The following is a 12,230-nucleotide window of genomic DNA, read 5'->3' on the forward strand; positions in this document are numbered from 1 at the left end:
GGAGCCGCGCCGGGCGTCAGGTCTTGTCGCGGGCCTGCTGCCACTTGTCCACGCGCACGCGCGGCGCGGCGGCCAGCTGGTCCAGCAGCGTGCCGGGAAGGTCCGCCACATGCAGCAGGTCGGCATGCACCTGCTTCAGGAATCCTTCCTGCACGGCATGGCCGAGGAAACCCAGCATGTCGTCGTAGAAACCACCGACGTTAAGCAGCCCCACCGGCTTGTCGTGGTAGCCCAGCTGCAGCCAGGTGAAGGTCTCGAACAGCTCTTCGAAGGTGCCCACGCCGCCGGGCATGGCGATGAAGGCATCGGCACGGTCGGCCATCATCTGCTTGCGCTCGTGCATGTTGCGCACCACGTGCAGCTCGGTCAGGCCGCGGTGGCCCACTTCCTTCTGCATCAGCGCTTCCGGGATGATGCCGATGACGGTGCCGCCGTGTTCCAGCACCGCGTCGGCCACGGTGCCCATCAGGCCGACCTTGCCGCCGCCGTAGACCAGCGCCAGGCCGCGCTCGGCCAGCGTGCGGCCGAGCAGGCGCGCGCCCTCGGCATATTCGGGGCGGTTGCCAGGGCTGGAGCCGCAATAGACGCAGACGGATTTCACTTCTTTTCCTTTGCCGCCTCGGCGGCTGCCTTGGACGCCGCGTAGTCGCGGGCCAGCTGGTCGAAGGCCTCGCGCGCGCGGCCGCGCAGGTAGGGCGCGAGGATCGAGAAGATGTGGTAGCTCGAGCCGTGCAGGTAGCCGCGGATCTGCTCGGCATCGTTGTACTGGCGCGGATGCTGCACGAACTGGAACGACAGCCAGTAGGTGGCAATCACCACCATGTTGGTGCAGATCGCCTCGACCTGCTCGGGCGTGGCTTCCATCTCGCCGTCTTCCAGGAACTGCCGGCAGATCTCGTGCGCGAAGCGCTGCTTCTGCTCGACGATGCGCTTGAAGTTGGTCTCCAGCATCCGGTTGCGCGCCAGCAGGTCGTTGATGTCGCGATACAGGAAGCGGTAGTTCCACAGGAACTCGGACATGTACTGCAGGTAGCCCCAGCTTTCGTCCAGGGTCGCCTTGTGGTCGTCCGGCATCTTCAGGCGGCGCTCCATCTCCTGCTCGAAGCGCACGAAGATGGAGTTGATGATGTCGTCCTTGTTGCGGAAGTGGTAATAGAGATTGCCGGGGCTGATCTCCATCGCTTCCGCGATCGTCGTGGTGGTGACGTTCGGTTCGCCGACTTCGTTGAACAGGCGCAGCGAGACGTCGAGGATGCGGTCCCTGGTGCGGCGGGGGCCGGTTTGCGGTTTCGGTTCCATGGGCGTCCGGGCGGTCGGTCGATCGGTCGATCGGTGAATCGTGGCAGGGTTGCGATTATAAGCAATCGGCCCGGGCCACCTCCCGTCTGGCGCCTTGCCCCGGATTCAGCCCGCCAGCGCCCGCACCCATTGCACCACGTGGGGCCCGGCAATGGCCAGCCAGGTGCCGCCGCACAGCACCAGCGCCAGCAGCACCGCGGCGCTGCCGAAATCCTTGGCGCGCTTGGACAGGCTGTGGCGTTCCAGCGAGATCCGGTCGATGGCCGCCTCGACGCTGGAGTTGAGCAGTTCCACGATCAGCACCACCAGCAGCGTGCCGAGCAGCAGGATGCGCTCGACCACCCCCACGGGCAGCAGGAAGGCGCATGGCGCCAGGATCGCCACCAGCGTCAGCTCCTGGCGGAACGCGCTTTCCTCCAGCACCGCGTAGCGCAGGCCGGACAGCGAGTTGATGGCGGCGTGCCAGGCGCGTGCCAGGCCGCGGTTGCCCTTGTGGGGGTTCTGCTCGATCGTGTAGTCAGCGGTCTGGGCTGCCGGCGGCCTCTGCAGGGGCGGGTCGGACGGCAGCTCCGGATGGGGTTTCGGCATGGCTTTGCGATGCGGGTTGGGCCGCCGCGCCGCCGGGCTTTCCGGCAGCGAACGGCCGCAAGTGGGCCAGGAACTGCTCGGAGGCGGCGCGCCATGAAAACCGTTCGGCATGGGCTCGGGCCGTGGCGCGGTCGATGCGCAGCGCTTCCAGGCAGGCTTCGCGCAGGTCTTCGTGCATCACGCCCGCGGGGCTGTCGCCCAGCACGTCGATCGGGCCGGTGACCGGGTACGCCGCCACCGGCAGGCCGCTGGCCAGCGCCTCCAGCAGCACCAGCCCGAAGGTGTCGGTGCGGCTGGGGAACACGAAGACATCAGCCGAAGCATACACCCGGGCCAGTTCCGGCTGGCTCAGCACGCCCAGGTAATTGGCGCCCGGATAGCGCGCGCGCAGCGCGGACAGCGCGGGGCCGTCGCCGACCACCCACTTGGAGCCGGGCAGGTCCAGCGCCAGGAAGGCCTCGACGTTCTTCTCCACCGCGACGCGGCCCACGTACAGGAAGATCGGGTGCGCCGTGTTGAGCACGTTGGCGCGCTGCGGCGTGAAGATGTCGAGGTCGACGCCGCGCGTCCACAGCACGCCGTGGTCGATGCCGTGCTGGTGCAGGTCGTCGAGCACCACCGGCGTCGGCGCCATCACCGCCTGCGCCGGGCCATGGAACCAGCGCAGGAAGCGGTAGGTCCAGGCCAGCGGAACGCCGAAGCGCGCCTGCACGTACTCCGGGAAGCGCGTGTGGTAGGCCGTGGTGAAGGGCAGGTGCCGGCGCAGCGCGTGGCGCCGCGCGGCCAGGCCGAGCGGCCCTTCGGTGGCGATATGCAGGGCATCGGGAGCGAATGCTTCGATGCGCCGCTGCACCCGCGCCGACGGCAACAGCGACAGCCGGATCTCGGGGTAGGTCGGGCACGGCACCGTGCGGAATTCCAGCGGCGTGATCATGTCGACCGTGTGGCCCAGTGCCTCCAGCTCGCGGCGCGTGGACTTGAGCGTGCGCACCACGCCGTTGACCTGCGGTTCCCAGGCATCGGTGACGATCAGGATCTTCATGCAGCCTCCTAGGGGGCGTTGGAAGGGCAATGCGGAATCAGGGGCGCGGGAGGAATGCGGGGCCGGCATCAGCCTGCCACCGCGGCACGGCGCCGGCGGCGGGCGGCCGGTTCGGGCGGATCCATCAGCGTGGTCCAGTAGACGATCTTCAGCTCGCCCTCCATGGTCTCGACCAATGCCGACAGGCTTTCCACCCAGTCTCCGTCGTTGCAGTAGAGCTGGCCGTTGACCTCGCGGATCTCGGCCTTGTGGATGTGGCCGCAGACCACGCCATCGCAGCCGCGCCGGCGCGCTTCGTCGACCATCGCGGTCTCGAAGGCGCTGATGTAGTTGACCGCGTTCTTGACCTGGTGCTTCAGGAACTGCGACAGCGACCAGTACGGGAAGCCCAGCCGCGCGCGCAGCCGGTTGAAGTGCCGGTTCAGCGCCAGGATCATCGTGTACAGCGAGTCGCCCAGGTAGGCCAGCCAGCGCGCGTGCTGTACCACGCCGTCGAACAGGTCGCCGTGCACCACCCACAGCCGGCGCCCGGTGGCGGTGACGTGGACCGCCTCTTCGCGCACGGTGATGTCGCCGAATGCCATGCCGTCGAACTGCCGCGCGGCTTCGTCGTGGTTGCCGGGCACGTAGATCACCTCGGTGCCCTTGCGCGCCTTGCGCAGCAGCTTCTGCACCACGTCGTTGTGGCTCTGCGGCCAGTACCAGCCGCGGCGCAGCTGCCAGCCGTCGATGATGTCGCCGACCAGGTAGAGCTGGTCGGATTCGTTGTGCTTGAGGAAGTCGAGCAGGTAGGTGGCCTGGCAGCCGGGCGTGCCCAGGTGGATGTCGGACAGCCAGATGGCGCGGTAGCGGTGGATCTTGTGCGCCTCGGCCGGATAGGTGTCCGGCTGCTCGCGCAGCGGCGCGAGGGCGGCGGCGTCAAGGCCCGGAGGCAGGAACGCGCTCAGCGGTGCCGCGGTATCCCAGCTGCCGCCGGAACTGCGGCGCAGCCGTTGCTTCAGTTGCGCGGCCTTCGACAGGTATCCGCGGGCGGATCGGAGTGCTTGCACCATGGCAGTCCCGGTAGCGGCGATGGCTGCATTCAGCCAGCGCGCGATGACGGCGCCGTGACGGAAACATGACTGACTTGTGAAGCGTGGGAAACCGTGGCGCAAGCAGGACAGCCGCGATGCTTCCGATGTCGGCTAGCGTCCGCGTGCCGACAGTTCCCGCAGCGCATCCAGCACCGCCCGGATCGCCGCCGGATGCCGCAGCAGCGACACATGGCCGATGCCTGACAGCGCGATATGCCCGGCACCCTCGAGCCAGCCGGTGCAGGGTGGCCCGGCGATTGAATCGTGCCAGCTGAACACCGACACCATGCGGGCGCGCAGGCGCGGGCTTTCCGCGCTGGCAAGCGCGGAAAGCCACAGGCTGCCGCAGCGCATCTGCCTGGCGTTATGACCCCCGCCAAAGCGCGCCAGCGCGCTGCCATGGTGCGGGGTGCCGAGGGTCACGATGCCGGCGCAGAGGTCCTCGTCGCCAGCCAGCCGCAGCGCCGCGCGCGCCACCAGCCCGCCCATGCTGTGGCACACCAGCAATGGCGCACGGCCGTAATCTGCGGTCACGCGCCGCATCGCGCCGAGCAGCGCGTGCGCGTAGTCGTCGATATCGCCGAAGACCGGCAGCAGGTCGATCCCTTCGCAGCGGTAGCCCGCGGCCGCCAGCGCGGGCTGCATGTCGAGCCAGATCGCCTGCCCGCAGGCGTAGCCGTGGACCAGCAGCACCGGCGGTGCGTCGCGGCCGGGCAGGGCGTCGGCGGGCGGGGCAAAGGGCGCGCGGGCGCGAAACGGCTGCAGCCAGTCGAACATGCGCAGCACGGAGCGGATCTCGTTCAGGTAGCAGCGCAGTGCTTCAGGCACGCGCAACGGGCGGCGTGTAGCGGCGAGTTCTTGCGGCGGCGCGGGCGGGCGGTGGCCTGACGCCACCCACAGGCCGCGCCCGGTAAAGGCGAAGGCGAAGGCGATGCCGGCGGCGAAGCCGCCGAGGATCATCGCCACGCCGGCGGCGAGCGCGCCCGGCCAGGGCCATCCAGCCAGCCGCACCAGGGCGGCGCCGATGCCAAGCGCCGCGGCCGCCTGCGCGGTCACCGCCAGGCGGCGGATGCCGGCGGCGCCGAACGTCATGCCCTGGGCGTGCGCAGGTCCGCGAGCCGCGTGCCGGCGAGGCGGTCATGCAGGAACTGCCGGCGCGGGTCGAGCCAGGCCAGCAGGATCCAGACCAGCAGGCCGGCGCACAGCACGCCGACGAACGGGCCCTTGACCAGCCCCAGCCAGTGCCCGAGCGCCGCCGACGGCGGCAGCCACAGCCAGGCCAGCACGTAGCGCAGCGCCGCCTGCGGCCAGCGCGGAGGCGCGCCGGCGGCGTTCTCGACGCGGATGCGCCAGGTCTGCATGGCCAGGGTCTGGCCGTTGCGCTGCCAGAACCAGGTGAAATACAGGCCCATCACCACGAAGCTCCACAGCTGGATCGCCAGCGGACCGTCCGCGCCGACCTGCCGCAGCAGCGGACGCAGCAGCAGGTAGCAGGCAGTGGAAGCACTCATCACGCCGAACAGCAATACGCCTTCGTACAGCATGCAGGCAATGCGGCGGCGCAGCGGCGGTGCCACGGGCGCGGGAGCTGCGGCGGGCTTGGGGTCGAGGGTGGTGGCAGCGGGCATGTCAGGCGAAGAAGGGCGGCGCAAGCGCGCGCGGGACGCGCAAGACAGCCATTATGCCAAAGGGCACGGCGGCCACCCATCGGGCGGGCCGACTACTGCCGCGCCGTGCCTTCGGAGGCCGCGGCGGCCTCGGTAGCGGCTTCCGGTACAGCCGTAGCGGTGCTGGCGGCCGCGGCGGTCGCGGCGCTGGCTGGAGTGGCCGGCAGCGCTGCGGGCGCGGATGCCGTTGCCGGCGATGCGGCCACGGCAGAAGCGGCCTGGGCTTCGCTGGCAGGCTTGCCGCCCGCGCCGGCGGACCTGGGCTCGTGCCGGACCGCGTGGCTGGTGCCGCCCGGCAGGCGCTTGGTGCTCGGCAGCGCGCTGACGGCACCAGGCCGGCTCGGCACGCGCTCCGCGGCGGCCAGCTTCTTCTTCTGCTCTTCCGGCAGTTGCTGGTACTTGTCCCAGGCCTCGGCCTTCTTCTCGGCCGGCAGCGCGCGGGTGATCTGGTAGTTCTCGCGCGCCAGCCGCCGTTGCTGGGGCGTCATCCTGATCCATTCAGCCATGCGCGCCTGCAGCCGCGCCTGTTCCTCCGGCGAGAACTTCGGGTAGCGCTCGGCAATGCGCAGCCACTTGCGGCGGTTCAGTTCGGGCAGGGTGTCCCACAGCGGCTGCAGCGGCGCCAGGATGCGCTGATTGACCGGGCTCAGCTCGGACCATGCCGGGCGCGCGCTGGCTGCCGCGTGTGCCGGCGTGGCGCCGGAGGCGCCTTGCGCGTGCGCGGCGGCTGGCAGCAGGGACCAGCCGGCCGCGGCGCCGGATACGGCCAGCAGCAGCGCGGCCAGCCGGCGGCGCAGGGCGTCGGGGCGGGGCAGTGCGGGCGCCATGCTATTGCCCGTGTTTCAGGAAGACGTGGAAGCCCTCGTCGGCGTATGCCGTGGGCGGCAGGTCGTCGAGCAGCATGGCCGCATCGACATCGGCCAGTTCTTCGACGCGTTTCTGCTGCTGCCAGTGGTAGATGCCCATCAGGCCGGCGGCCAGCGCCACCAGCGTCCAGATCAGGCCCAGGCGGCGCAGCCAGGCACCGGCGCGGTGCAGCGGCGAGTCGTCATCGTCGAACACCGGGACATGCGGTCCCGGCATGGCGAATTGCGGCACCGGCACGGCCACTTCGGCCTTCTTGCGCGCGAGCGCAATCCGGCGCGCGGCGGCGAGCCGTTCGGCAATGTCGGCCGGCAATGCCTCGGCACTGGCATCGAGTGCCGTGCGAATCTCATGGGCGAACCGGCGTTCGCGGATATCTCTCTCGTTTATGCTCATAGTCGGACCCCCCGTGCGCGCAGGGCTTGCGCCAGAGTATGCGTGGCACGGGAACAGTGCGTCTTGACGCTGCCCTCGGAGCAGCCCATGACGGCTGCGGTTTCGGCAACGTCCATATCTTCCCAGTAACGCATCAGGAATGCCTCGCGTTGACGCGCCGGCAGGCGCTGGATCTCCTGCTCGATGATGTGCATCACCTGCGCGCGCTCGACCTTGTCGGCGCTGCTTTCCGCCGATTCGGAGCCGGCCTGCGCCTCCAGCGTTTCCAGCAGGTCGCTATCGTCGCCGCCGTCGCGGTCGTCGCGCAGGCTGGAAAACAACGTGACCCACGTGTTGCGCACCTTCTGGCGGCGGAACCAGTCGTGGATGGTGTTCTGCAGGATGCGCTGGAACAGCGGCGGCAATTCGGCGGCGCCCTTGTCGCCGTATTTCTCGGCCAGCTTGATCATCGCGTCCTGCACGATATCCAGCGCCGCCTCGTCGTCGCGCACCGCGAACACGGCCTGCTTGAAGGCGCGGCGTTCGACGCTGGCGAGAAAATCGGTCAGTTCCTGGTCGGTGGCCATTCAGGCAGAGTGCGGCTTGGTGTGCAGCTTGGTGCGGCGTCGATTGCTCAGCCTTGCGAATGTGGAATGTGCTGCGTACGGCCCGTAGCATGCGCAAGGTGCTGCGATGCTAGCAAAAAAACCTGCGCATGTACCACTTTGTATTGAGGGAGAGACAATGTGCAGCGGGAAATCGGCATCTGCCCCTGCGTAAAACCCTATAAACCGGCGCAAAACAACCATAGACCGCGCTGGTGCATTGCAGTATCATCGACGGTTCACACGACATCAGTGGTTGTCTCATCCGGCCGCTTATGAGGCGGTCTTCCATGCAGACGCGCACCGCTTGAACCCGAGCCACAAGTTCGGCAGAGAGCATCCAAACAATTTTTTGCCGAAAATTGCAAAGGACTGAAATGAACATGCCCAGCGCGGAATTCTCCCACGCAGACAGCAATTCATCTGCCGCACCCGAAATGATCGGGGCGGAAATCCTCGTTCACGCACTTGCCGAAGAAGGCGTCGAGTACGTCTGGGGCTACCCCGGCGGCGCAGTGCTGTATATCTACGACGAGCTCCACAAGCAAAAGAAGTTCGAGCACATCCTGGTGCGCCACGAGCAGGCCGCGGTCCATGCCGCAGACGGCTATGCACGCGCAACCGGCAAGGTGGGTGTCGCCCTGGTGACCTCCGGTCCCGGCGTGACCAATGCCGTCACCGGCATTGCCACCGCGTACCTCGACTCGATCCCGATGGTGGTGATCACCGGCAACGTGCCGACCCACGCCATTGGCCAGGACGCCTTCCAGGAGTGCGACACCGTCGGCATCACCCGCCCGATCGTCAAGCACAACTTCCTGGTGAAGGACGTGCGCGACCTCGCCGCGACCATCAAGAAGGCGTTCTTCATTGCCTCCACCGGCCGTCCGGGCCCGGTGGTGGTGGACATCCCCAAGGATGTCTCGCGCAATGCCTGCAAGTACGAGTACCCCAAGTCGATCGACATGCGCTCGTACAACCCGGTGAACAAGGGTCACTCGGGCCAGATCCGCAAGGCGGTGGCACTGCTGCAGAACGCCGAGCGTCCGTACATCTACAGCGGCGGCGGCGTGGTGCTGGCCAATGCCAGCGATGAACTGCGCCAGCTGGCCGCGATGACCGGCCACCCGGTGACCAACACGCTGATGGGCCTGGGCGCGTTCCCCGGCACCCACAAGCAGTTCGTCGGCATGCTCGGCATGCACGGCACGTATGAAGCCAACATGGCCATGCAGAACTGCGACGTGCTGATCGCCATCGGTGCCCGCTTCGACGACCGCGTGATCGGCAACCCGTCGCACTTCACCTCGCAGGCGCGCAAGATCATCCATATCGATATCGACCCGTCTTCGATCTCGAAGCGCGTCAAGGTCGATATTCCCATCGTCGGCAACGTCAAGGACGTGCTGCAGGAACTGATCGCACAACTCAAGGCCAGCGACGTCAAGCCCAAGCGCGAAGCCCTGGCCAAGTGGTGGGAGCAGATCGAGCAATGGCGCTCGGTGGACTGCCTGAAGTACGACCGCAGCTCCGAGATCATCAAGCCGCAGTACGTGGTGGAAAAGATCTGGGAACTGACCCACGGCGACGCCTTTATCTGCTCCGACGTCGGCCAGCACCAGATGTGGGCCGCGCAATTCTACAAGTTCGACGAGCCGCGCCGCTGGATCAACTCCGGCGGCCTGGGCACGATGGGCGTGGGCCTGCCGTACGCGATGGGCATCAAGAAGGCATTCCCGGAGAAGGAAGTCGTCACCATCACCGGTGAAGGCTCGATCCAGATGTGCATCCAGGAACTGTCGACGTGCCTGCAGTACGACACCCCGGTGAAGATCTGCTCGCTCAACAACGGCTACCTCGGCATGGTGCGCCAGTGGCAGGAGATCGAGTACGACAACCGCTACTCGCATTCCTACATGGACGCGCTGCCCGATTTCGTCAAGCTGGCCGAGGCCTACGGGCATGTCGGCATGCGCGTCGAGAAGACGTCTGACGTCGAGCCGGCGCTGCGCGAGGCGTTCCGCCTGAAGGACCGTACCGTGTTCCTGGACTTCCAGACCGATCCCACCGAAAACGTCTGGCCGATGGTCCAGGCGGGCAAGGGCATTTCCGAAATGCTGCTCGGCGCGGAGGACCTGTAATGCGACACATCATTTCGGTCCTGCTGGAGAACGAAGCCGGTGCGCTGTCGCGCGTGGTGGGCCTGTTCTCGGCCCGCGGCTACAACATCGAGACGCTGACCGTGGCGCCGACCGAGGACTCCTCGCTGTCGCGCATGACGATCGTCACGACCGGTTCGGATGACATCATCGAACAGATCACCAAGCACCTGAACCGCCTGGTGGAGGTGGTCAAGGTGGTCGACCTGACCGAAGGCGCGCACATCGAGCGCGAGCTGATGCTCGTCAAGGTGCGCGCGGTGGGCAAGGAGCGCGAGGAAATGAAGCGCACCGCCGACATCTTCCGCGGCCGCATCATCGATGTCACCGAGAAGACCTACACCATCGAGCTGACCGGCAACGGCGTCAAGCTCGATGCGTTCCTGGACGCGATCGACCGTACCGCCATCCTGGAGACCGTCCGTACCGGCGGCTCGGGCATCGGCCGCGGCGAGCGCATCCTGAAGGTCTGATCCGGCGCCGCTCGCAGCCAATCGCACAGGTTCAAGCAGTATCCCCCGGGCGGCGCGATCCGTGCGCACACAATGCGCACGAGGATGCCGCCCCCCTCATATAAAAGACAGAGATTGAAGGATTTATCATGAAAGTGTTTTACGACAAGGACGCCGACCTCTCGCTGATCAAGGGCAAGAACGTCACCATCATCGGTTATGGCTCGCAGGGCCACGCCCACGCGCTGAACCTCAAGGATTCGGGCGTCAACGTGACGGTCGGCCTGCGCAAGAGCGGCGCGTCGTGGAACAAGGCCGCCAACGCCGGCCTGCAGGTCAAGGAAGTGGCCGAGGCCGTCAAGGGCGCCGACGTGGTCATGATCCTGCTGCCGGACGAGCAGATCGCCGACGTGTACAAGAACGAAGTGCACGCCAACATCAAGGAAGGCGCCGCGCTGGCCTTCGCCCACGGCTTCAACGTGCACTACGGTGCCGTGATCCCGCGCGCCGACCTGGACGTGATCATGATCGCGCCGAAGGCCCCGGGCCACACCGTGCGCGCCACGTACACGCAAGGTGGCGGCGTGCCGCACCTGATCGCCGTGCACCAGAACAAGTCCGGCGCCGCCCGTGACATCGCCCTGTCGTACGCCACCGCCAACGGCGGCGGCCGTGCCGGCATCATCGAGACCAACTTCCGCGAAGAAACCGAAACCGACCTGTTCGGCGAGCAGGCCGTGCTGTGCGGCGGTACCGTCGAGCTGATCAAGGCTGGCTTCGAGACCCTGGTGGAAGCCGGCTACGCGCCGGAAATGGCCTACTTCGAGTGCCTGCACGAACTGAAGCTGATCGTCGACCTGATCTACGAAGGCGGCATCGCCAACATGAACTACTCCATCTCCAACAACGCGGAATATGGTGAGTACGTCACCGGCCCGCGCGTGGTGACCGAGGAGACCAAGAAGGCGATGAAGCAGTGCCTGAAGGACATCCAGACCGGCGAATACGCCAAGAGCTTCCTGCTGGAGAACAAGGCCGGCGCCCCGACCCTGATCTCGCGCCGCCGCCTGAACGCCGAGCACGAGATCGAAGTGGTGGGCGAGAAGCTGCGCGCGATGATGCCGTGGATCGCCAAGAACAAGATGGTCGACCAGTCGAAGAACTGATCTGTAGCGCTGCCTGATGGCCCGCGCCGCACGGCGGCGGGCCGAAGCCGTTCAGCGTTCCGTGCCTTGCCCTTCTATCATCGGAAGGGGACTGCCGGGACCTGAACGGCTTTTTGTTATCCTTGTCGAACTTTTCGGGCAAGGCGTGCGCCTGATGCTGCTCCGTGGCACGTAACCGACATGAGCCGGCCAGCGCCGCCCCGGCGGATATCGCCGCTGCCGCACCGCCTCGCCCTGATTTTGACTCCACCGAAACACGTACTGCATGAACTATCCTCATCCGCTGATCGCCCGTGAAGGCTGGCCGTTCCTGGCCGGCGCCTTTGTCATTTCGCTGCTGGTGCACGCCAGCGCGGGCTTCTGGTGGGCGCTGCCGCTGTGGATCATCACGGTGTTCGTGCTGCAGTTCTTCCGCGATCCGCCGCGCCCGATCCCGTCGGCGCCCAACGCGGTGCTGGCGCCGGCAGACGGCCGCATCGTCGTGGTCGAGAAGACCATGGATCCGTACGCCAATCGCGAGGCGCTGAAGATCAGCGTCTTCATGAACGTCTTCAACGTGCACTCGAACCGCGTGTCGGTCGACGGCGCGGTCGAGAAGGTCGAATATTTCCCGGGCAAGTTCGTCAACGCCGACCTCGACAAGGCCTCGGTCGAGAACGAGCGCAATGCGGTGGTCATCCGTCGCGCGACCGATGGCCAGGTGGTCACGCTGGTGCAGGTGGCCGGCCTGGTGGCGCGCCGTATCCTCTGCTACACCAAGGCCGGCGACAAGCTCGCGCGCGGCCAGCGCTATGGCTTCATCCGCTTCGGCTCGCGCGTGGACGTGTACCTGCCGCTCGACGCGCGTCCGCGCGTGACCATTGGCGAGAAGGTGTCGGCGTCGTCGACGATCCTCGCCGAACTCGACGTGAAGTGAGCGAAGGCCTGACCAGGACGACAG

The 12,230-nt window shown here is 67.1% G+C and carries 14 protein-coding genes; 4 read left to right on the forward strand and 10 right to left on the reverse strand.

The annotated features are described in order from the left end of the window. Window positions 1-16 precede the first annotated feature (16 nt). From AC5WJ1_RS04540 to AC5WJ1_RS04585, 10 genes are all read right to left on the reverse strand, one after another. Window positions 17-601, reverse strand: a complete 585-nt coding sequence (locus AC5WJ1_RS04540; RefSeq protein ID WP_195428146.1) for an LOG family protein — start codon at window positions 599-601, stop codon at window positions 17-19. Next, entirely contained in the window at window positions 598-1,299 is a 702-nt protein-coding gene (locus AC5WJ1_RS04545; protein WP_133094143.1) for a TetR/AcrR family transcriptional regulator, read from the reverse strand. Before AC5WJ1_RS04545 ends, AC5WJ1_RS04540 begins: the two co-directional genes overlap by 4 nt. A 105-nt stretch (window positions 1,300-1,404) precedes the next feature. Beyond that, window positions 1,405-1,887 (reverse strand): diacylglycerol kinase, encoded by a 483-nt coding sequence (locus AC5WJ1_RS04550; RefSeq protein WP_195428144.1) that lies wholly within the window; start codon window positions 1,885-1,887, stop codon window positions 1,405-1,407. Then, window positions 1,817-2,929: a glycosyltransferase family 4 protein gene (locus AC5WJ1_RS04555; protein ID WP_135704873.1), complete on the reverse strand. Its 1,113-nt coding sequence runs from the start codon at window positions 2,927-2,929 to the stop codon at window positions 1,817-1,819. The genes AC5WJ1_RS04550 and AC5WJ1_RS04555 overlap by 71 nt, the downstream gene beginning before the upstream one ends. Window positions 2,930-2,997: 68 nt before the next feature. Continuing rightward, window positions 2,998-3,981: a UDP-2,3-diacylglucosamine diphosphatase gene (locus tag AC5WJ1_RS04560; protein ID WP_195428142.1), complete on the reverse strand. Its 984-nt coding sequence runs from the start codon at window positions 3,979-3,981 to the stop codon at window positions 2,998-3,000. A 132-nt stretch (window positions 3,982-4,113) separates the two neighbouring features. Next, window positions 4,114-5,094 (reverse strand): lipase family alpha/beta hydrolase, encoded by a 981-nt coding sequence (locus AC5WJ1_RS04565; RefSeq protein WP_195428140.1) that lies wholly within the window; start codon window positions 5,092-5,094, stop codon window positions 4,114-4,116. Continuing rightward, entirely contained in the window at window positions 5,091-5,630 is a 540-nt protein-coding gene (locus tag AC5WJ1_RS04570) for an RDD family protein (protein ID WP_133094148.1), read from the reverse strand. The genes AC5WJ1_RS04565 and AC5WJ1_RS04570 overlap by 4 nt, the downstream gene beginning before the upstream one ends. A 92-nt stretch (window positions 5,631-5,722) precedes the next feature. Then, a complete protein-coding gene (locus AC5WJ1_RS04575; protein ID WP_133094149.1) occupies window positions 5,723-6,496 on the reverse strand; it encodes a DUF3106 domain-containing protein in 774 nt (257 codons plus the stop codon). A 1-nt stretch (window position 6,497) separates the two neighbouring features. Continuing rightward, complete coding sequence (locus tag AC5WJ1_RS04580; RefSeq protein ID WP_135704877.1) at window positions 6,498-6,929, reverse strand: DUF3619 family protein; 432 nt, start codon at window positions 6,927-6,929, stop codon at window positions 6,498-6,500. Further along, window positions 6,926-7,495: an RNA polymerase sigma factor gene (locus AC5WJ1_RS04585; protein ID WP_133094151.1), complete on the reverse strand. Its 570-nt coding sequence runs from the start codon at window positions 7,493-7,495 to the stop codon at window positions 6,926-6,928. Before AC5WJ1_RS04585 ends, AC5WJ1_RS04580 begins: the two co-directional genes overlap by 4 nt. A 395-nt stretch (window positions 7,496-7,890) precedes the next feature. Here AC5WJ1_RS04585 and AC5WJ1_RS04590 point away from each other — a divergent pair, with 395 nt between their 5' ends. The 4 genes from AC5WJ1_RS04590 to AC5WJ1_RS04605 all read left to right on the forward strand — a co-directional run bounded on the left by AC5WJ1_RS04590 (window position 7,891) and on the right by AC5WJ1_RS04605 (window position 12,206). Beyond that, complete coding sequence (locus AC5WJ1_RS04590) at window positions 7,891-9,654, forward strand: acetolactate synthase 3 catalytic subunit (protein ID WP_133094152.1); 1,764 nt, start codon at window positions 7,891-7,893, stop codon at window positions 9,652-9,654. Beyond that, window positions 9,654-10,145, forward strand: coding sequence for an acetolactate synthase small subunit (ilvN, locus tag AC5WJ1_RS04595; protein WP_116308864.1), 492 nt, complete (start codon window positions 9,654-9,656; stop codon window positions 10,143-10,145). Before AC5WJ1_RS04590 ends, ilvN begins: the two co-directional genes overlap by 1 nt. A gap of 128 nt (window positions 10,146-10,273) precedes the next feature. Continuing rightward, window positions 10,274-11,290: a ketol-acid reductoisomerase gene (gene ilvC / locus AC5WJ1_RS04600; RefSeq protein ID WP_092314074.1), complete on the forward strand. Its 1,017-nt coding sequence runs from the start codon at window positions 10,274-10,276 to the stop codon at window positions 11,288-11,290. 265 nt (window positions 11,291-11,555) lie between these two features. After that, window positions 11,556-12,206: a phosphatidylserine decarboxylase gene (locus AC5WJ1_RS04605; protein WP_133094153.1), complete on the forward strand. Its 651-nt coding sequence runs from the start codon at window positions 11,556-11,558 to the stop codon at window positions 12,204-12,206. The last annotated feature ends 24 nt before the right edge of the window (window positions 12,207-12,230 follow it).

The organism is Cupriavidus sp. MEYA8, assembly GCF_059278825.1.

Bases quoted from the DNA above. Each gene is read 5' to 3' on its own strand.
- AC5WJ1_RS04590 (WP_133094152.1), top strand. From the start codon at position 7,891: ATGAACATGCCCAGCGCGGAATTCTCCCACGCAGACAGCAATTCATCT.
- AC5WJ1_RS04575 (WP_133094149.1), bottom strand. From the start codon at position 6,496: ATGGCGCCCGCACTGCCCCGCCCCGACGCCCTGCGCCGCCGGCTGGCC.
- AC5WJ1_RS04570 (WP_133094148.1), bottom strand. From the start codon at position 5,630: ATGCCCGCTGCCACCACCCTCGACCCCAAGCCCGCCGCAGCTCCCGCG.
- AC5WJ1_RS04605 (WP_133094153.1), top strand. From the start codon at position 11,556: ATGAACTATCCTCATCCGCTGATCGCCCGTGAAGGCTGGCCGTTCCTG.
- ilvN (WP_116308864.1), top strand. From the start codon at position 9,654: ATGCGACACATCATTTCGGTCCTGCTGGAGAACGAAGCCGGTGCGCTG.
- AC5WJ1_RS04585 (WP_133094151.1), bottom strand. From the start codon at position 7,495: ATGGCCACCGACCAGGAACTGACCGATTTTCTCGCCAGCGTCGAACGC.
- AC5WJ1_RS04560 (WP_195428142.1), bottom strand. From the start codon at position 3,981: ATGGTGCAAGCACTCCGATCCGCCCGCGGATACCTGTCGAAGGCCGCG.
- AC5WJ1_RS04555 (WP_135704873.1), bottom strand. From the start codon at position 2,929: ATGAAGATCCTGATCGTCACCGATGCCTGGGAACCGCAGGTCAACGGC.
- AC5WJ1_RS04550 (WP_195428144.1), bottom strand. From the start codon at position 1,887: ATGCCGAAACCCCATCCGGAGCTGCCGTCCGACCCGCCCCTGCAGAGG.
- AC5WJ1_RS04545 (WP_133094143.1), bottom strand. From the start codon at position 1,299: ATGGAACCGAAACCGCAAACCGGCCCCCGCCGCACCAGGGACCGCATC.
- AC5WJ1_RS04565 (WP_195428140.1), bottom strand. From the start codon at position 5,094: ATGACGTTCGGCGCCGCCGGCATCCGCCGCCTGGCGGTGACCGCGCAG.
- ilvC (WP_092314074.1), top strand. From the start codon at position 10,274: ATGAAAGTGTTTTACGACAAGGACGCCGACCTCTCGCTGATCAAGGGC.
- AC5WJ1_RS04580 (WP_135704877.1), bottom strand. From the start codon at position 6,929: ATGAGCATAAACGAGAGAGATATCCGCGAACGCCGGTTCGCCCATGAG.